Annotated in this window: 17 protein-coding genes and 1 tRNA gene; 14 read left to right on the top strand and 4 right to left on the bottom strand. The window is 66.3% G+C overall.

The features are described from left to right. Positions 1–34: 34 nt before the first annotated feature. Positions 35–403 (bottom strand): VOC family protein, encoded by a 369-nt coding sequence (locus ACZ6IE_RS05835; protein ID WP_464607173.1) that lies wholly within the window; start codon positions 401–403, stop codon positions 35–37. 34 nt (positions 404–437) lie between these two features. Here ACZ6IE_RS05835 and ACZ6IE_RS05840 point away from each other — a divergent pair, with 34 nt between their 5' ends. Continuing rightward, positions 438–950, top strand: a complete 513-nt coding sequence (locus tag ACZ6IE_RS05840; protein WP_464607174.1) for a MarR family winged helix-turn-helix transcriptional regulator — start codon at positions 438–440, stop codon at positions 948–950. A gap of 1 nt (position 951) precedes the next feature. Here the strand turns inward: ACZ6IE_RS05840 and ACZ6IE_RS05845 are convergent, their stop codons facing one another. Further along, on the bottom strand, positions 952–1881 hold the full coding sequence (locus ACZ6IE_RS05845; RefSeq protein ID WP_464607175.1) for an NADP-dependent oxidoreductase: 930 nt from the start codon (positions 1879–1881) through the stop codon (positions 952–954). Positions 1882–1972: 91 nt separating this feature from the next. On the opposite strand from ACZ6IE_RS05845, the gene ACZ6IE_RS05850 reads away from it, so the two are divergent. Both ACZ6IE_RS05850 and ACZ6IE_RS05855 read left to right on the top strand, forming a co-directional pair. Further along, entirely contained in the window at positions 1973–2473 is a 501-nt protein-coding gene (locus tag ACZ6IE_RS05850) for a MarR family winged helix-turn-helix transcriptional regulator (protein ID WP_464607176.1), read from the top strand. A gap of 32 nt (positions 2474–2505) precedes the next feature. Next, positions 2506–2811 carry a hypothetical protein gene (locus ACZ6IE_RS05855; protein ID WP_079727317.1) on the top strand — a complete coding sequence of 102 codons (306 nt, stop codon included), beginning with the start codon at positions 2506–2508 and terminating at the stop codon, positions 2809–2811. An 8-nt stretch (positions 2812–2819) separates the two neighbouring features. Here the strand turns inward: ACZ6IE_RS05855 and ACZ6IE_RS05860 are convergent, their stop codons facing one another. Then, a complete protein-coding gene (locus tag ACZ6IE_RS05860) occupies positions 2820–3746 on the bottom strand; it encodes an alpha/beta hydrolase fold domain-containing protein (protein WP_464607177.1) in 927 nt (308 codons plus the stop codon). A 194-nt stretch (positions 3747–3940) separates the two neighbouring features. Between ACZ6IE_RS05860 and ACZ6IE_RS05865 the strand changes: the two genes are divergently transcribed. Both ACZ6IE_RS05865 and ACZ6IE_RS05870 read left to right on the top strand, forming a co-directional pair. Then, positions 3941–4570 carry a TetR/AcrR family transcriptional regulator gene (locus ACZ6IE_RS05865; RefSeq protein ID WP_464607178.1) on the top strand — a complete coding sequence of 210 codons (630 nt, stop codon included), beginning with the start codon at positions 3941–3943 and terminating at the stop codon, positions 4568–4570. Continuing rightward, entirely contained in the window at positions 4567–6249 is a 1683-nt protein-coding gene (locus ACZ6IE_RS05870; protein ID WP_464607179.1) for an MDR family MFS transporter, read from the top strand. The genes ACZ6IE_RS05865 and ACZ6IE_RS05870 overlap by 4 nt, the downstream gene beginning before the upstream one ends. Positions 6250–6332: 83 nt before the next feature. On the opposite strand, the gene ACZ6IE_RS05875 is transcribed toward ACZ6IE_RS05870, so the two are convergent. Continuing rightward, positions 6333–6971, bottom strand: coding sequence for an MBL fold metallo-hydrolase (locus ACZ6IE_RS05875; protein ID WP_464607180.1), 639 nt, complete (start codon positions 6969–6971; stop codon positions 6333–6335). A gap of 108 nt (positions 6972–7079) precedes the next feature. Here ACZ6IE_RS05875 and ACZ6IE_RS05880 point away from each other — a divergent pair. The 9 genes from ACZ6IE_RS05880 to murA all read left to right on the top strand — a co-directional run bounded on the left by ACZ6IE_RS05880 (position 7080) and on the right by murA (position 18130). After that, positions 7080–7152, top strand: a tRNA-Glu gene (locus ACZ6IE_RS05880). Between the two features lie 269 nt (positions 7153–7421). Next, complete coding sequence (locus ACZ6IE_RS05885; RefSeq protein WP_464607181.1) at positions 7422–9050, top strand: ABC transporter substrate-binding protein; 1629 nt, start codon at positions 7422–7424, stop codon at positions 9048–9050. A gap of 169 nt (positions 9051–9219) precedes the next feature. Further along, the gene (locus ACZ6IE_RS05890) at positions 9220–10350 is read left to right on the top strand and encodes an ABC transporter permease (protein ID WP_464607182.1); all 1131 of its coding nucleotides are present in this window, start codon (positions 9220–9222) and stop codon (positions 10348–10350) included. Position 10351: 1 nt separating this feature from the next. Further along, positions 10352–11440 (top strand): ABC transporter permease, encoded by a 1089-nt coding sequence (locus ACZ6IE_RS05895; protein ID WP_464607183.1) that lies wholly within the window; start codon positions 10352–10354, stop codon positions 11438–11440. After that, positions 11437–13149 carry an ABC transporter ATP-binding protein gene (locus tag ACZ6IE_RS05900; RefSeq protein ID WP_464607184.1) on the top strand — a complete coding sequence of 571 codons (1713 nt, stop codon included), beginning with the start codon at positions 11437–11439 and terminating at the stop codon, positions 13147–13149. Before ACZ6IE_RS05895 ends, ACZ6IE_RS05900 begins: the two co-directional genes overlap by 4 nt. Before the next feature lie 236 nt (positions 13150–13385). Further along, positions 13386–14408 (top strand): TerC/Alx family metal homeostasis membrane protein, encoded by a 1023-nt coding sequence (locus ACZ6IE_RS05905; RefSeq protein WP_077053446.1) that lies wholly within the window; start codon positions 13386–13388, stop codon positions 14406–14408. A 140-nt stretch (positions 14409–14548) separates the two neighbouring features. Further along, a complete protein-coding gene (gene leuC / locus ACZ6IE_RS05910; RefSeq protein ID WP_464607185.1) occupies positions 14549–16141 on the top strand; it encodes a 3-isopropylmalate dehydratase large subunit in 1593 nt (530 codons plus the stop codon). Between the two features lie 2 nt (positions 16142–16143). Then, entirely contained in the window at positions 16144–16740 is a 597-nt protein-coding gene (gene leuD / locus ACZ6IE_RS05915; RefSeq protein ID WP_464607186.1) for a 3-isopropylmalate dehydratase small subunit, read from the top strand. A 19-nt stretch (positions 16741–16759) separates the two neighbouring features. Next, positions 16760–18130, top strand: a complete 1371-nt coding sequence (gene murA, locus ACZ6IE_RS05920; protein ID WP_077053444.1) for a UDP-N-acetylglucosamine 1-carboxyvinyltransferase — start codon at positions 16760–16762, stop codon at positions 18128–18130.

Consider the following 18130-nt stretch of genomic DNA (forward strand, 5'->3'; position numbering starts at 1 on the left):
CGAGCAGAAGCTCAGAGCGGGCCCTTTGCCATGTCTAGGCGCGGTCGTGCAACGTCACGTGATAACCATCCGAATCGGCGAAGCTGAAGGTGCGGCCGAACGGGCCGTCGATGGGCGCCTGGACGATGGTGTGGCCGTCGGCGGCGAGGGCATCGTGCATCTCCTGCACGTCGGTGCCGTGCAGCCAGAGGGCCACGCCGATTCCGGGCTGGGCCGCGGCGGCGAGGTCGGTGCCGGGCACGATGTCGCGCAGCGCGAAGGCAATGGGCTGGGTCTGGAAGACGACGGCGTGCGGCGGCCCGGCGGGCGAACGCACGAGGCCGAGATACTTCTCGTAGAACGCCTGCGAGGCATCGAGGTTGCGTACCTGTAGTGAGATGAAATCGGGTCCGGTGGCGGGCATCGTGCTTCTCCTTAGCTGGTGTCAGTTATCTGACATGAGTCAAGACGACGCCGGCATCGATCTCGAAACCTCCCTCGGCTACCTGCTGAAAGAGGCGGCCAGTGCTCTCCGCGCCGCGATGGAAGAGGTGCTGCGGCCGCTCGACATGACGATCACGCATTACTCGTGTCTCGAACTTCTCGCGCAGCGGCCGGGGTCATCCAACTCGGACCTCGCCCGCGGCGCCTTCGTTACCCGGCAATCGATGAACGTGCTGCTGCAGGCGCTCGAGCGTGACGGCTTCGTGACCAGGCCGAGCGAGGCGCCCGTCGGCAAGGTTTTGCCCACGAAACTCACGCCGCGCGGCCGCCGCTCCCTGGAGCAGGCGACGGCGGCCGTCAGGTCGGTCGAGGTCAGAATGCTGAGTGGCCTGTCCGACGCCGACCACGCCGCCGCACTCCGCATCCTGCGCAGCATGGTCTCGGCGCTCCGCGCGGATCCGGCTGCCGATGCTGACGCTGGGAGCGCCGTCGCCGACCGTGGGGGAGGGCTCACCAGCGGCGTCTGACTCAGGGCAGGACGATGACTTTCCCGGAGATGCGACCCGTTTCTGCCTCGGCGTGAAGGGCGGGCAGCTCGGCCAGGGGGATGCGGCGCGTCACTTCGACCGTGAGTGACCCTGCGTCGACGAGCGACACCAATTCGGTGAGGCGTTCGCGGTTCGGCACGACGAACACCGTGGATGCGGCCACCCCGCGCTCCTCGTCACCCGGCGTCTCCATGAATGCCGTCGTGCTCACGACGGTTCCGCCGTCGCGCACGGCTGCGACGTTGGCGGCGAACTGCTCGGGTGTGACGGGTGCGAGGTTGAGGAGGACATCCACCTGGCCGTCGATGGCGCCGAGGACGTCGGTGGTGGTGTGGTCGACGATCTGATGGGCCCCGGCGTCGCGAACGGCTTCGAAGCTTCGGGGGCTGGCTGTGGCGATGACGTGCACCCCGGCGCGCACGGCGAGCTGGATGGCGTATTTGCCGACCACGCCACCGGCGCCGACGATCAGAACGCGCTGGCCCGCGGTGAGCCGTCCGTTGTCGAAGAGCGCCTGCCAGGCGGTCAGGGCCACGGAGGGGAGGCCGGCCGCATCGGTCAGGGGGATGCGGGTGGGAGCGGCGACGACCGCCTCGGCTGGCGCGATCACGTATTCGGCCGCGCCGCCATCTCGCTCCATGGGCAGGAAGGCGATGACGGCGTCGCCGAGGTTGAGTCCGTCGACGCCTTCGCCAATCGCGTCGATGGTGCCGGACGCGTCGTATCCCGGCACATGCGGCAGCTCGATCGGAATCGGCAGGAAGCCGCCGCGCATGCCGGCATCCGCCGCGCTGAAGGCCGAGGCGGCGACGCGCAGTCGCACCTGCCCGGCGCCCGGTTCGGGGCGGTCGATCTCGGTCAGCTGCAGGACTTCCGGTCCACCGACTTCGTGGAATTGCACTGCCTTCATGGTCTTGCCTTTCGTTAGATGCTTCGAATTCGAAGCGAATAACGTCACTGTAACACTGCTTCGAACTCGAAGCAACGCCTAAGATGGATTCATGACCGATTCGCCGAAGGCCCTGACGCCGACGCAACTCCAGGCCTACCTGGCGTTCACCGAGGTGGGCAGCCTCGTTCGCCCCGCTGTCGAGAAGCAGCTACGCGACGCGGGGGAACTGAGTTATATCCAGTTCCAGCTGCTCGCGCGCCTGGGGGATGCGCCGGCGGGGAGCCTGCGCATGACCGACCTCGCCGACGGGGTTGTCTATAGCCGCAGTGGGCTCACCTACCAGGCGCAGTTGCTCGAGCGGCGCGGGCTCATCGTGCGCGCGCCGTCGCCGGATGATGAGCGCAGCACCGTGGTGACGATCACCGAACCCGGCCGCGATGTGCTCGCCGTCGTGTTTCCGGGGCACATCGAAACCGTGCATCAGCTTCTGTTCACGCCGCTCGATGACGATGACGCCAGCGATCTCGCGCGCATCCTCGGGCGCGTCAGTGAGCGCCTCCGCACAGCACCCCCGCGGTCCGCCTCCCGAGCGCGCGTCATTCCGCGTTAGAACATATGTTCGAATCGGGCTATTCTGTCGTCATGGGCACGAATCGTCGCTACGCGCATCACTACGACAAGCTCATGGAGCGCCGGCTGTCCGAGATCCTCATCCGGCCCAAACCCGTGAGCCTGAGCGATGCCGAGCTCGACGTCGAACACGATCCCGTGCGCCGGCCCGGTCAGCCGATCCCCGTTCGCGCGTGGACGCGCTACCCCGAGACCTCCGCGCGCATCGAGGGCCGGGCCATCGAGTGGACGAGCCGCGCCGTTCACATCGAGTGGACCGACTCGGATGGCGTGGTGCAACGCGCGTGGGTCTGGTCCTCGGCCGTCGACCGTCTCTGACGATATCGTCAGGCGAAGAGCGCGCCGCGTAGGGCGGCAGCCTGGGTGCGCCAGAATTCGCGCGACACCGGTTTGCGGGCGAAGAGAGCGTCGAAACCGTGGAACGCACCCTCGACGAGCGTGATCTCGCACGGCACACCGGCGGCCGCCAGCCGTTCGGCGTAGCGCAGGTCTTCATCGTGGAACAGGTCGAGCGTGCCGACACCGATCCACGCCGGTGGCAATCCCGAGACATCCTCACGCCGCGCGGGGGCGGCATACGGCGACACATCGGCCGACCCGGGTTCCTGGCCTAGATAGGACGTCCAGCCGAACCGGTTGCTCCCGGGTGTCCAGACCCGAACATTCTTCGTGTCCATATCGGTCCGCAGCACCGTGCGGTCGTCGATCATGGGGTAGACCAGCAGCTGGAAAGCGGGCCGGATGTCGCCCCGGTCGTGGGCATACAGAGCGAGCCCTGCCGCAATGCCGCCGCCGGCGCTCGCGCCACCGATAGCGATCCGGGACGGGTCGATGCCACGCTCGGCCGCCTGCTCGACCAGCCAGGAGAGGGCGGCGTACGCATCCTCGACCGCGGCCGGCGCCGGGTGGGCGGGCGCGAGCCGATAGTTCACGCTCGCCACCGTGATGCCGAGCGTGCGCGCGAACGCGATATTCGAGGCCTCGTCCTGCAGGTGATCGCCGAACACCATGCCGCCGCCGTGGATCCAGAGCAGGGCCGGGGCCACACCGTTCAGGATGCGCGGGCGGTAGAGCCGCACGTCCACCGGGGGAGCGCCGTTCACACCCGGCACCTGCACGTCGTCGATGAGCATGTCCTCGGGGATCTCCCGTTCGCGTCGTCCACCCCGTTGCGCCAGCGTCGCCAGCCGGGGCCCGACCGATACCGGCGGGATGAAGCGGCCGATCGCGAGATCGGGATGGAAGACGGTCATGCGGGCTCCTTCAGCATCGATTCTCGAAGTACATCACGAACGGGCTGTTGTGACCCAGCGAAACTCCACCTCCCGGTGACCGTCGTCACATTTTATGAGCCCGGATGGTCTCGCTCCTACTTGTCAGCGCCTCAACGGTTCAGGGGTTGATTTGCACATTGCGAAAGATTGCACACCGTGCAAAAATTGGAGACGTGACACAACCGGGACTTCGTGAGACCAAGAAGCAACGAACCGCCGCGGCCATCGAGGCTGCGGCGGTTTCGCTCGTGCACGCGCACGGTTTCGAGTCCGTCACGGTCGAGCAGATCGCCGAACGCGCCGACGTCACGCCGCGCACCTTCTTCAACTATTTCCGCAACAAAGACGACGCCTTCCTCGGCGTGCACCGCGAGCGCGAGCCGCTGCCCGAGGTCGACCTGGCCGACTACTCCGGGGCCGACACCCTCACGGTCGTCATCGACGTCTTCCGGCAGAAGCTCCGCGCGCTCGATCGCGACGGGGATGCCTCCATCCAGAGCGTCAACAAGAAGCGCCACGAGGTTTTGGCCCAGCATCCCGAGCTCCTGCAGCGCGAATTCGAGAAGATGACCTCGCTCGAGCGCGACTTCACGTCGTTCGTCACCGATGTCATGCGCCGCCAGGGTCACACCGACGCCGAGATCGCACGCGATTCCTACACGATCTTTGCGATCATGGGCGCGTTCTTCCACCAATCGTTCCGTTCCTGGGGCGAAGACCTGGGCGGCGAACCACTCGCCGTCCACTTCGACAGAGCCGTCGAGAACACCACCAGAATCCTTCGAGACAGGGAAACAGCGTGACGAATCACGACAGCACGACGGCTCCGCCGCCCACCAACGCCAGTACGAAGCGAGCCAGGAACGGCGCGCCGGGCGACGCCGCTTCGGCGACCCCTCCGGTCAAGGTCATCCCGATCCTGATCGCCCTTATGGTCGCGATGTTCCTCTCATCGCTCGACCAGACGATCCTCGGCACGGCGCTCCCCACCATCGTCGGCGACCTCGACGGCGTCAACCACATGCTCTGGGTCGCGACGGCCTACATCCTGGGCGTGACGATCGTCATGCCCGTCTACGGCAAGCTCGGCGACCTCATCGGGCGCAAACCGCTCTTCATCGCGGCGCTCTCCATCTTCGTCGTCGGCTCGTTCGTCGGCGGTTTCGCCATGGACATGCCGTGGCTCATCGCGGGCCGCGCCATCCAGGGCATCGGCGGCGGCGGGCTCATGATCCTCGCCCAGGCGATCATCGCCGACGTGGTGCCCGCGCGGGACCGCGGGAAATACGGCGGCTTCATCGGCTCGGTCTTCGCACTGTCGGCCGTCATCGGCCCGCTGCTCGGTGGCCTCTTCACCGATGTGCTCACGTGGCGTTGGGCCTTCTGGATCAACGTTCCGCTCGGTATCGCGGCCATCGTTACGGCCATGGTCTTCATCAAGCTGCCCAAGGTGCAGCGCGAGAAACCGCAGCTCGACATCCTCGGAACGGTCTTCATCGCCATCGCCACCACGAGCCTCGTGCTCGTCACCTCGTGGGGTGGCACCGAATACGACTGGGATTCGCCGCTCATCATCGGCCTCATCGTCTCGACCGTGCTGTTCGCGGGCCTGTTCATCTGGGCCGAGACGCGTGCGCCCGAGCCCATCATCCCGCTGCACCTGTTCCGCGACCGCAACTTCACGATCACGACGATCGCCGGCCTCATGATCGGCATCAGCATGTTCGGTGCCATCGGCTACATGCCCACGTTCCTGCAGGTGGTCAACTCGGTCAACGCCACGCAATCGGGTCTGCTGTTGCTGCCCATGCTCGGCGGCCTCATGCTGACGGCCATCGGCGGAGGTTTCCTCATCACCAAGACGGGCCGCTACAAGTGGATGCCCATCTCGGGTGCCGCGCTCGTGATGGTGGCGCTCGCACTGTTCGCCACCATGACGGCCGACACGTCGCCGTGGCTGAGCGGCACCTACCTCGCCATCCTCGGTCTGGGCCTCGGCCTGTCGATGCAGGTGCTGGTGCTCATCGTGCAGAACTCGGTGCAGCACAAAGACCTCGGCACGGCGACCGCGGCCAACGCGTTCTTCCGCGAGATCGGGGCCACGTTCGGCTCGGCCATCGTGGGCAGCCTGTTCGTCTCGCGTCTGACCGCGCAGCTCAGCGAACAGCTCCCGGCCGGTGCTCCCGTCGGCGATACCAACGGCCTCACCCCGGCGGCCATCAACGCCCTGCCCGGCCCCATCCACGACGCCGTTGCGGATGCCTACGCCAGCGCCTTGGGCCCGGTCTACCTGATCCTCGTGCCCCTCATGTTCGTCGCCTTCGTGCTGCTGTTCTTCGTCAAGGAGATCCCGCTGGCAACTACGGTCGCCGTACCGGAAGGTCAGCCCGTCGAACCCGGTGCGGGCGCCCACCTGGCGGCCTCCGAAGCTCGCGGCGACGACGACACCGTGTCGACGAGCGGATCGCAGCGCACCCCGTAGGTCTTCTCACCCGCAACACCCGTGACGCGGCGAGGGCCGGATGCCTCAGCATCCGACCCTCGCCGTCGTCGTTCTCTCGCCCGCTACAGGTCGAGGCTCTCGTTCGGCTGCACCGCGAAGTATTCGCCGCCGCCCTGCTCGGTGGCCCACTTGAGGCGGTCGTTGCCCATGTCCTTGCCGGCCTTCGACAGCACCATCTCGTGCACGGGGAACGTGCGCTTCGGCTTCACGGCGAGCACATAGTCGATGGCCTCGCCGATCTTCAGCCACGGGGCACCGACGGGGGCGGCCAACAGGTCGACCTCGATACCCTCGGGCACGTCGAGCGCGTCGCCGCCGTAGAACAGCGTGTCGTTGACGAGCACACCCACGTTGTCGATCACGGGGATGCTCGAGTGGATGACGGCGTGCTTGCCGCCGAAGAACCGCAGCCGGAACGGCCCCACCTCGACGGCGTCGCCCGCCTGCACCACGTTGAGGGGCAGATCGGGGGCGGCCTGCGCGAGGCCAGCCGGTCCGAAGATCTGCACGTCGGGGTTCTTCGACACGATGCGCTCGATCTGCTCGGGCGTCCAGTGGTCGGGGTGCTCGTGCGTGATCACGATGGCGAGGGTGTTGGCCACTTCGGTGAGGGGAGTGGTGAACATGCCGGGGTCGACGAAGAGCTTCTTGTTGGTGTCTTCGAGTAGTAGTCCGGCGTGTTCCAGCTTGGTCAGTCTCATGGTTCGAGCTAACCCCTCCGCGCGGCCGTGAGCAAGCCTCGCGGACGCCTCCTCGCTCGATTTGCCCGGTGCCTCGAATCCGTGTCATAATCGTCAAGTTGCAAAAACGGCCCCATCGTTTAGCGGCCTAGGACGTCGCCCTCTCACGGCGGTAACGCGGGTTCAAATCCCGCTGGGGTCACGAGTGAATTCGTTCACGAAACGCAGCACCGAAATCCCCCTCTTCGAGAAATCGCAGAGGGGGATTTTTTCATGCCCCGATCCGCGTCGATCCCAGGTTTCCGGCCATTGTTCGGCAGGTTACGGTCATGTTATTTCCGCGCGCCAAACGCCGGAATGACCGACGTGGGAGCGCGATCTGTGTAAGCATGATCCCCAACCACAGCAAAGCGGCCGCGGTTGAACTGTGCCCGTGCCGCGCCTTGCCACCCCAGAAAGAGGTAGACGGATATGACATCCGCTTCACGCACCGGTCGCCGAATCGCAGCCGCCACAGCAGGCGTCGCGATTGCAGCGCTCACCCTCTCCGGCTGTGCCGGAGGATCCAGCTCCAACTCGTCGGGCGGCTCCAAGTCGCTCACGATCGGCACCACCGACAAGGTCACCACGCTCGACCCCGCGGGTTCCTACGACAACGGTTCGTTCAACGTGCAGAACCAGGTGTTCCCGTTCCTCATGAACACGCCGTCGAACAGCCCCGACGTCGAACCCGATATCGCCGAGTCCGCCGAGTTCACCGCGCCCACCGAGTACACCGTGAAGCTCAAAGAGGGCCTCAAGTTCGCCAACGGCAACGAGCTCACCGCATCCGATGTGAAGTTCTCGTTCGACCGCCAGCTGAAGATCGCCGACGAGAACGGCCCGTCCTCGCTGCTCTACAACCTCGAGAAGACCGACGCGCCTGACGACCTCACCGTCGTCTTCACGCTGAAGAGCGAGAATGACCAGGTCTTCCCGCAGATCCTTTCGAGCCCCGCCGGCCCGATCGTCGACGAGGATGTCTTCTCGGCCGACGCTCTCACGCCCGACCAGGACATCGTGAAGGGTGACGCGTTCGCCGGTCAGTACACGATCGCGAGCTACGACTTCAACAACCTCATCTCCTACAAGGCCAACCCCGAGTACAAGGGCCTGCTCGAGAAGGCGAAGACCGAGACGGTCAACGTCAAGTACTACGCCGAGTCCTCCAACCTCAAGCTCGAGGTGCAGGAAGGCAACATCGACCTGGCCTACCGCAGCCTGTCGGCCACCGACGTCGAAGACCTCAGCAAGAACAAGAACGTCACGGTCCACACCGGCCCCGGCGGCGAGACCCGCTACATCGTCTTCAACTTCGACACGCAGCCGTTCGGTGGCACCACCGACGACGCCGACCCGGCCAAGGCTCTCGCCGTGCGCCAGGCCGTCGCCGACCTGGTCGACCGCGACGAACTCGCCGACGAGGTCTACAAGGGCACCTACACGCCCCTCTACTCCTACGTTCCGGACGGCCTCACGGGTGCCACCACGGTTCTGAAGGACCTGTACGGCGACGGTGAGGGCAAGCCCGACCTCGACAAGGCCAAGAAGGTTCTGGCCGACGCCGGCATCACCGAGCCCGTCGAGCTCAACCTGCAGTACTCGAACGACCACTACGGCCCCTCCTCGGGCGACGAGTACGCGCTCATCAAGTCGCAGCTCGAAGAGTCCGGCCTGTTCAAGGTCAACCTGCAGACCACCGAGTGGGTGCAGTACTCGAAGGACCGCACGGCCGACGTTTACCCGCTCTACCAGCTGGGTTGGTTCCCGGACTACTCCGACGCCGACAACTACCTGACGCCGTTCTTCCTCACCGAGAACTTCCTCGCCAACCACTACAGCAACACCGAGGTCAACGACATGATCCTCAAGCAGGCCTCCACGCCTGATGCTGCCGAGCGCACGAAGCTCATCGAGGACATCCAGGCCGCCGTGGCCGCAGACCTGTCCACCCTGCCGCTGCTGCAGGGCGCCCAGGTCGCCGTTTCGGGCACCGACGTCGACGGCGTCACGCTCGACGCGTCGTTCAAGTTCCGTTACGCCCCGCTCAGCAAGGGCTAACAACGCCCGACGGATGCTTCCTCCCGGGGGAGTAGCCGACGGACCAGCCGGTCAGCCGGGGTCGATCGTTCACGCGGTCGGCCCCGGCTCCGGTCGGCCCGGCTCGTTCCACCGCTTCACCGTTCCTCCGTTCCGCCGCTCCACCCCCTCACACAGTTGAGTGCGGCTCATGCCGTACAGAAGAAGGGTCATCCTCCTGAGCTCCACACTCGCGGATGCCGCAGCCGCTCCGGCCGCGCCCGCACCACAGTCTTCGTCCCGGGCGAAGAAGCGTCGATCGGGCGGCCTCGGCCGCTACATCCTGATCCGCTTCCTGCTCATCATTCCCACCGTCTTCATCCTCGTGACCCTCGTGTTCCTGCTCATGCGCACGACGGGCGACCCCATCACGGCAGCCCTCGGCGGCCGTCTCTCGGGCGCCCAGCTGCAGGAGCGCATCGTCGCGGCCGGCTACGACCGCCCCGTGATCGTGCAGTACTTCGAGTACCTCGGCCAGATCTTCACGGGCAACTTCGGTCAGACGATCAGCGACAACCGCCCCGTCATCGAGGTCGTGCTCACCTACGGCGCCGCCACCCTCGAGCTCGCGTTCTACGCGCTCATCGTGGCGTTCATCGTGGGCATCCCGCTCGGCATGGTCGCGGCCTACTTCCGCGACCGTTTCCCCGACGCCGTGCTGCGCATCCTCGCCATCCTGTTCTATGCCACGCCCGTGTTCTTCGCGGGTCTGCTGATGAAGCTCATCTTCGCGGTGCAGCTCAAGGTGCTGCCGGTGTCGGGCAGGGCGACCACGTCGTCCGAACTCGAGTTGCAGCTGCTCGAGGGCAAGACGGGCATCTACCTGATCGACGCCCTGCGCTCCGGCAACCCCGACGTCATCGGCGACGTCTTGGCGCACGCCATCCTGCCCGGCATCACGCTGGGTCTGCTCACGGCCGGCATCTTCCTGCGGCTCGTGCGCACCAACATGATCGGCACGCTCTCGACCGACTACGTGGATGCCGCGCGCTCACGGGGTGTCGGAGAGCTCCGGCTCGTGCGCAAACACGCCTACCGTCCGGCGCTCATCCCCATCATCACGGTCATCGGCCTGCAGATCGCCCTCCTCCTCGGCGGAGCGGTCCTCACCGAGACCACGTTCGAGTGGAAGGGTCTGGGCTTCCAGCTGGCCGAATACCTGCAGGCGAGAGACTTCGTGGCCGTGCAGGGAATCGTCGCCCTGCTCGCCGTGATCGTGGCGCTCACCAACTTCATCGTCGACGTCATAGCGGCGCTCATCGACCCGAGGGTGAGGTACTGACATGACCGTCACGACCCCCAAAACCGTTCCCGACGCCCCCGACCACAAGCGCAGCCTGCTGTCGCGGTTGCCCATCGTGCACCAGGTGCGCCAGAGCATGGGCATCCAGCGCTTCATGCTCGTGGCCGGCCTCGTCGTCACCGGGCTGTTCATCCTCACGGCCCTGCTCGCGCCGCTGCTCGCGCCCTACGGCTATTCGCAGTTGCGCGGCGACGACGGAGCCTTCGGTTCGCAGCAGGCCCCGAGCGCCGAGCACCTGTTCGGCACGACGGTCGGCGGCTACGACGTGCTGTCCCGCACCATCTGGGGCGCGCAGACGGCCCTTTCGGTCGTCGTCGTCGCCGTCATCCTGTCGATCTTCGTCGGCGTGTTCCTCGGCCTCGTGTCGGGCTACTTCGGCGGATGGCTCGACCGCGTGCTCGTCGTCGTGTGCGACGCCATCTACGCGTTCCCCACGCTGCTGCTCGCCATCGTCATGTCGATCGCGATCTCTGGCGGACAGTCGAGCCTGTGGGGTGGCGTCTTCGCGGCCGCCATCTCGATCACGGTCGTGTTCATCCCGCAGTACTTCCGGGTGATCCGCGCCGAGACCGTGCGCATCAAATCCGAGGCCTATGTCGAGAGCGCCAAGGTGGTGGGTGCGAGCAACGCGCGCATCATCTTCCGCCACGTGCTGCGCAACGCCACGCGCACGCTTCCGCTCATCTTCACGCTCAACGCGTCCGAGGCCATCCTCACGCTGGCGGGCCTCGGCTTCTTGGGCTTCGGCATCGAGCCGACGTCGGCCGCCGAGTGGGGCTTCGACCTCAACAAGGCCATTGTCGACGTGTCGTCGGGCGTCTGGTGGACGGCCCTGCCTCCGGGCATCGCGATCGTCCTCGCGGTCCTCGGTGTCACGCTCGTGGGTGAGAGCCTGAACGACCTGGCCGACCCGCGCCTGCGTGGGCGACGACGTGTCGCCGCGGCATCCGGAACCGTAGCCGCCACCTCGGTCGTCCCGGGTGGCGCACAGACCGCCGGGCCCGCGGGTCTCGGCGGCCTCGAATCGGGAGAAACATTCGGCGACGACGGAATCGAGACCAGGCCATGAGCGCAGTCACAACCCCCGGGGCGGATGCCTCGACCACCCGTCCGGCCGCCGTACTCACGATCGAGCAGCTCGACGTCTCGTTCTCGACCGACGCGGGAGCGGTCAAAGCCGTCGACCGCGTCAGCCTGAGCGTCGCGCCCGGCGAGGTCCTCGCCATCGTGGGCGAATCGGGCAGCGGCAAGACCGTCACGGCCAAGACCATCCTCGGTCTGTTGCCCGAGACGGCGACGGCCGGTGGAGCGGTCATTCTGGCCCGCCGAGACGGCAGCGATTCGCACGACATCCTCTCGCTCGACCGCAAGGGTCTGCGCGAGGTGCGCGGCCGCGACGTCTCGATGGTCTTCCAGGAGCCGTCCACGTCGCTCAACCCCGTCTACACGGTCGGATGGCAGATCGCCGAGGGCATCCGCGCCCACAACAAGGTCTCGAAGAAGGAGGCCAGGCAGCAGGCCATCGAGATTCTCGGCAAGGTCGGCATCCCCGACCCGTCTACGCGCGTCGACTACTACCCGCACCAGTTCTCGGGCGGGCAGAAGCAGCGCGTCGTCATCGCCATGGCGCTCGTCCTGAACCCCGGCCTGATCGTGGCCGACGAGCCCACGACGGCGCTCGACGTCACGGTGCAGGCCGAGATCCTCGACCTGCTGCGCCGTTGCCGCGACGAGTTCGGTGCGGCGATCGTGCTCATCACCCACAACATGGGTGTCGTGGCCGACCTGGCCGACCGCGTCGCCGTCATGTATCAGGGCGAGCTGGTCGAAGAGGCCCCTGTGCGCGAGCTGTTCGCCGCGCCGAAGGCCGAGTACACGCGCAAGCTGCTCGAGTCGGTGCCCCGCATCGGCCAGCGCGTGCACGGTTCGGCCGAGGAGCGCGCCAAGAAGGAATCGCTCGAAACGGCCGAAACGCTCGTCGAGGCATCCGGTCTGCGCATCGAATACCCGGGTCGGCTCGGCCGCGGTTCGTTCACGGCCGTCGACGGTGTCTCGTTCCAGATCCGGGCGGGCGAAGTGCTCGGCCTCGTGGGGGAGTCTGGCAGCGGCAAGACCACTATCGGTCGCGCCATCGCCGGTCTCACGCAGGTCACGGGCGGTTCGCTCACGGTGCTCGGCACGGAGATGAACGGTGTCAAGGAGCGTCACTTCAAGAAGACGCGCCAGGACATCGGCTTCGTCTTCCAGGACCCGGCGTCGAGCTTCAACCCGCTGCTCACGATCGCCGATTGCGTCGCCGAACCGCTGCGCATCCACCGGCGCTCGCTCGGCGAACGCGAGACGCAGAAGAAGGTCGGCGAACTGCTCGAGGCCGTCCAGCTGCCCAAGGCGTTCGGCGCGCGCTACCCGCACGAGCTCTCGGGCGGACAGCGTCAACGCGCCAGCCTCGCCCGTGCCCTCGCGCTCGACCCGAAGCTGCTCATCGCCGACGAGCCCACCTCGGCGCTCGACGTGTCGGTGCAGGCGCGCGTGCTCGAACTCTTCGCCGAGATCCAACGCGAGTTCGGTTTCGCGGCGCTGTTCATCTCCCACGACCTGGCCGTGGTCGACCTCTTGGCCGACCGCATCGGCGTGCTCTATCACGGCGAACTCGTCGAAGAGGGCACGAGCGAGCAGATCCTCACGGCGCCGCGCAACGACTACACGCGCACGCTGCTGGCATCGCTGCCCGTTCCCGACCCCGACGCGCAGGCGGCCAAACGCAACCGCAACCGCTGAGCCTTTCGCGCGGTCGGTTTCACACAGACGGGGTGGATGCTCGAGCATCCACCCCGTCGTCGTCCCCGGGTCTATGCTTGACCCTTGCGAAGGGGAGTATCCCACTCACACCGTGATCGTCATCACGAACCGCATCTTCGCGGTTCCGGGCACGGGGCGCCGGCACCATCGGCGCGGGAGAGACTTTCGATCATCGTCGTGCGCCCGGGCGCACCCCTCTGAAAGGCGTCGTGCCGATGCATCCCGTTCTGCCCCTCCCGTTCGAGATCGGCTCGTACGTCGTTCTGCTGCTGGTGCTGGCCTTCGACCTGCTCTATGTCGTGAAGCGCCCGCACATCCCGTCGATGAAGGAAGCGACCCTCTGGGTGGTGTTCTACGTCGGGCTGGCGCTCGTCTTCGCTTTTCTCATGCTGCAGTTCGCGGGCGGTGAGTTCGCGGGGCAGTTCCTGGCCGGATGGCTGACCGAATACAGCCTGTCGATCGACAACCTCTTCGTCTTCGTCATCCTCATGGCGCGTTTCAGCGTGCCGCGCAAATACCAGCAAGAGGTGCTCATGGTGGGCATCATCATCGCTCTGGTGCTGCGAGGAATCTTCATCCTGCTGGGTGCGCAGCTGATCGAATCGTTCAGCTTCATCTTCTACATCTTCGGCGCGTTCCTGCTGTTCACGGCGTTCCGCCAGGCCTTCGGTCACAACGACGACGCCGAGGACGGCGAGACGCGCCTCACGACCTTCATGAAGCGCAAGCTCAAGGTCACCGACGAGTTCGACGGCTCGAAGATCCGCACCACCATCGACGGCAAGCGCTTCTTCACGCCCATGATCGTGGTCTTCATCGCCATCGGCACGACCGACCTCATCTTCGCCATCGACTCGATCCCCGCCATCTTCGGCATCACGCAGAGCCCGTTCATCGTGTTCACGGCCAACGTGTTCGCACTCATGGGGCTGCGCCAGCTGTACTTCCTGCTGGGTGGACTGCTCGACCGCCTCGACTACCTCAAATACGGCATCGCGTTCATCCTCGCGTTCATCGGCGTCAAGCTCTTCTTCCACGCCATGCACGAGAACGAACTGCCCTTCATCAACGGCGGCGAGCACATCGAGTGGGCCCCCGAGATCGACACCTGGACCTCGCTCGGCGTCATCATCGGCGCCATGGCCATCGCCACCATCGCGAGCCTCATCAAGGACCGCCGGGACCGCAAACGCGGCGTCACGGCCCCGCCCGTACACGCGCCCTCCGACGACGCCTAGACGACCCGCAGGATGGTAGTCTGACGGGATGTTGTTCGGTCTGCTCCTTCTTAGCTGCCGCGACGAGGCCTAGTTCCAGGCATCCCTCGACGCGGAGTTTGCCGGTGCCTGACCACCCCCTTTCTCGAAGGAAAACGTCAATGCAGCAAGCATCGAACACGTCAGCATCCGGCACGCCGGTTGCGAGCGCCGATTCCACCACGGGCGCCGCGAACCTCGCCGGGCAGCCCGATCGCCAGAGTCAGCCCGACCAGACGAGCCAGCCCGAGCAGGCCGTCGTCGCCGACGCGCACGCCTTGGCCGCAGCTGTCGCCGCCGACAACGGTGGGCCCCGCACGCTCGCCGAGAAGGTCTGGGCCGACCACCTCGTCGTGAAGGGCGAGAACGGCACGCCCGACCTCATCTACATCGACCTGCACCTGGTGCACGAGGTCACGAGCCCGCAGGCCTTCGACGGCCTGCGCCTGGCGGGTCGCCCCGTGCGTCGGCCGGATCTCACGATCGCCACGGAAGACCACAACACGCCGACCGTCGCGATCGACAAGCCCATCGCCGATCTGACGAGCCGCACCCAGATTCAGACGCTGCGCAACAACGCCGAGGAGTTCGGCATCCGCCTGCACTCGCTGGGTGACATCGAGCAGGGCATCGTCCACGTCGTCGGCCCTCAGCTCGGCCTGACCATGCCGGGCATCACGGTCGTCTGCGGCGACTCGCACACCTCAACGCACGGAGCCTTCGGCGCCATGGCGTTCGGCATCGGCACGAGCGAGGTCGAGCACGTCATGGCCACGCAGACGCTGCCGCTCAAAGAGTTCAAGACCATGGCGATCAACGTCGAGGGAACGCTCCGCGAGGGTGTCACGGCCAAGGACATCATCCTGGCCGTCATCGCCAAGATCGGCACGGGCGGTGGCCAGGGTTACGTGCTCGAATACCGTGGTTCGGCCATCCGCGCGCTCTCGATGGAGGGCCGCATGACGATCTGCAACATGTCGATCGAGGCCGGCGCCCGCGCGGGCATGGTCGCGCCCGACGAGACCACGTTCGCCTACCTGAAGGGCCGTCCGCACGCCCCAGAAGGTGCCGATTGGGATGCCGCGGTCGAATACTGGCGCACCCTGCCGACCGACGAGGGTGCCGTCTTCGATGCCGAGGTGTTCCTCGACGCCGACGACCTCGAGCCCTTCGTCACGTGGGGCACCAACCCCGGTCAGGGCGTCTCGCTCTCGCAGAACGTGCCAGACCCGTCGCTCATCTCCGACCCCAATGAGCGCGCCGCCGCCGAGCGCGCGCTCGAATACATGGACCTCGCCGCGGGCACGCCCATGAAGCAGATCCCCGTCGACACGGTGTTCCTCGGCTCCTGCACCAACAGCCGCATCGACGACCTGCGCGCGGCCGCCCAGATCATCAAGGGCAAGAAGAAGGCCGACAACGTGCGCATGATGGTCGTGCCGGGCTCGGCCCGCGTGCGCCTCGAAGCCGAAGCCGAGGGTCTCGACCAGATCTTCAAGGACTTCGGCGCCGACTGGCGTTTCGCCGGATGCTCGATGTGCCTCGGCATGAACCCCGACCAGCTGGCCCCGGGGGAGCGCTGCGCCTCCACGAGCAACCGCAACTTCGAGGGCCGCCAGGGTAAGGGCGGGCGCACGCACCTGGTGTCGCCGCTCGTGGCCGCGGCCACCGCCATCCGCGGAACCCTGTCGAGCCCGAGCGACCTGGAGAACTGATCATGGAGAAATTCATCACCGTCGAGGGCATCGCGGCCCCGCTGAAGCGTTCCAACGTCGACACCGACCAGATCATCCCCGCCGTCTACCTCAAGCGCGTCACCAAGACGGGCTTCGAGGACGCGCTGTTCGCGGGATGGCGGCAAGACCCCGAGTTCATCCTGAACCAGGCCCCTTTCCAGGGCGCGAGCATTCTGGTAGCAGGACCCGATTTCGGCACCGGCTCGTCGCGCGAACACGCCGTCTGGGCGCTGCGCGACTTCGGTTTCAAGGTCGTGCTGAGCCCCCGTTTCGCCGACATCTTCCGCGGCAACTCGGGCAAACAGGGCCTCTTGGCTGCCGAGGTGGCCGAGGAGGACATCGAGAAGCTGTGGGCGGTCATCGACGCACAGCCGGGAATAAGCTTCACGGTCGATCTGGTTGCACAGACCGTGTCGGCGGGCGACCTCACAGTCTCCTTCGACATCGATGATTACACTAGGTGGCGGCTGCTCGAAGGTCTCGACGACATCGGACTGACGTTGCGCAACGAAGCACAGATCACCGCATTCGAAGAAACCCGAGCACCCTGGCGCCCGAAGACTCTTCCCGCCAGATAACGAAGTAATACAGGTGAAAATGACTACTCTTCTTCAAGATTCCTCCCGAGCCGGCGCGAGCGTCGGCCTCAAGGGTGACCGCATCACCATTCGTGGTGGGCGGCCTCTTCGCGGACGGATCGAGGTGAAGGGTGCCAAGAACCTGGTGACCAAGGCCATGGTCGCCGCCCTTCTCGGCGAGACGCCCAGCGTGCTGCGCGACGTTCCCGACATCAGCGACGTGCGGGTCGTGCGCGGCCTGCTCGAGGTGCACGGCGTCAAGGTCACGCCGGGCGACGAAGAGGGCACGCTGCTGCTCGACCCGTCGGCCGTCGAATCGGCTCACATGGCCGACATCGACGCGCACGCGGGCTCCAGCCGCATCCCGATCCTCTTCTGCGGCCCCCTGCTGCACCGCCTGGGCGAGGCTTTCATCCCCGACCTCGGTGGTTGCCGCATCGGCGACCGCCCCATCGACTACCACCTCGAGGTTCTGCGCCAGTTCGGTGCCGTGGTCGAGAAGCTGCCGAGCGGCATCCGCATGACGGCCCCCAACGGCCTGTCGGGCACCAAGGTCGAGCTGCCCTACCCGAGCGTCGGCGCCACCGAGCAGGTTCTGCTCACGGCCGTGCGTGCGGCGGGCATCACCGAGCTGCGTGGCGCCGCCATCGAGCCCGAGATCATGGACCTCATCAACATCTTGCAGAAGATGGGCGCGATCATCTCGGTCGACACCGACCGCGTCATCCGCATCGAGGGCGTCGACCGCCTCGAGGGCTACACGCACCGCGCTCTCTTCGACCGCAACGAGACGGCCAGCTGGGCTGCCGCCGCACTCGCCACCGACGGAGACATCTTCGTGGGCGGCGCGCGTCAGGCCGAGATGCTCACGTTCCTCAACGTGTTCCGCAAGGTCGGCGGCAAGTTCGAGATCCACGACGACGGCATCCGTTTCTACCACCCCGGCACGCCGCTGCGCCCCGTGGTCATCGAGACCGATGTGCACCCCGGCTTCATGACCGACTGGCAGCAGCCCCTCGTGGTCGCCCTGACCAAGGCCGAGGGTGTTTCGATCGTGCACGAGACCGTGTATGAACAGCGCTTCGGTTTCGTCGACGCCCTGGTCGACATGGGTGCCACCATCCAGATCCACAAGGAGTGCCTGGGCGGCCAGGCGTGCCGCTTCGGTCAGCGCAACTTCAACCACTCGGCCGTCATCTCCGGCCCGTCGAAGCTGCACGGCGCCGACATCGTGGTGCCCGACCTGCGCGGCGGTTTCTCGCACCTGATCGCGGCCCTGAGCGCCGAAGGCTCCTCCACCGTCTCGAACGTCGGCATCATCAGCCGCGGCTACGAGAAGTTCATCACCAAGCTGGAACAGCTGGGAGCCGACTTCGTTCTCGAAGGCTGA

This window comes from Okibacterium sp. AC114 (assembly GCF_979253355.1).

Bases quoted from the DNA above. Each gene is read 5' to 3' on its own strand.
- ACZ6IE_RS05835 (WP_464607173.1), bottom strand. From the start codon at position 403: ATGCCCGCCACCGGACCCGATTTCATCTCACTACAGGTACGCAACCTC.
- ACZ6IE_RS05840 (WP_464607174.1), top strand. From the start codon at position 438: ATGAGTCAAGACGACGCCGGCATCGATCTCGAAACCTCCCTCGGCTAC.
- ACZ6IE_RS05845 (WP_464607175.1), bottom strand. From the start codon at position 1,881: ATGAAGGCAGTGCAATTCCACGAAGTCGGTGGACCGGAAGTCCTGCAG.
- ACZ6IE_RS05850 (WP_464607176.1), top strand. From the start codon at position 1,973: ATGACCGATTCGCCGAAGGCCCTGACGCCGACGCAACTCCAGGCCTAC.
- ACZ6IE_RS05855 (WP_079727317.1), top strand. From the start codon at position 2,506: ATGGGCACGAATCGTCGCTACGCGCATCACTACGACAAGCTCATGGAG.
- ACZ6IE_RS05860 (WP_464607177.1), bottom strand. From the start codon at position 3,746: ATGACCGTCTTCCATCCCGATCTCGCGATCGGCCGCTTCATCCCGCCG.
- ACZ6IE_RS05875 (WP_464607180.1), bottom strand. From the start codon at position 6,971: ATGAGACTGACCAAGCTGGAACACGCCGGACTACTACTCGAAGACACC.
- ACZ6IE_RS05885 (WP_464607181.1), top strand. From the start codon at position 7,422: ATGACATCCGCTTCACGCACCGGTCGCCGAATCGCAGCCGCCACAGCA.
- ACZ6IE_RS05890 (WP_464607182.1), top strand. From the start codon at position 9,220: ATGCCGTACAGAAGAAGGGTCATCCTCCTGAGCTCCACACTCGCGGAT.
- ACZ6IE_RS05895 (WP_464607183.1), top strand. From the start codon at position 10,352: ATGACCGTCACGACCCCCAAAACCGTTCCCGACGCCCCCGACCACAAG.
- ACZ6IE_RS05900 (WP_464607184.1), top strand. From the start codon at position 11,437: ATGAGCGCAGTCACAACCCCCGGGGCGGATGCCTCGACCACCCGTCCG.
- ACZ6IE_RS05905 (WP_077053446.1), top strand. From the start codon at position 13,386: ATGCATCCCGTTCTGCCCCTCCCGTTCGAGATCGGCTCGTACGTCGTT.
- leuC (WP_464607185.1), top strand. From the start codon at position 14,549: ATGCAGCAAGCATCGAACACGTCAGCATCCGGCACGCCGGTTGCGAGC.
- leuD (WP_464607186.1), top strand. From the start codon at position 16,144: ATGGAGAAATTCATCACCGTCGAGGGCATCGCGGCCCCGCTGAAGCGT.
- murA (WP_077053444.1), top strand. From the start codon at position 16,760: ATGACTACTCTTCTTCAAGATTCCTCCCGAGCCGGCGCGAGCGTCGGC.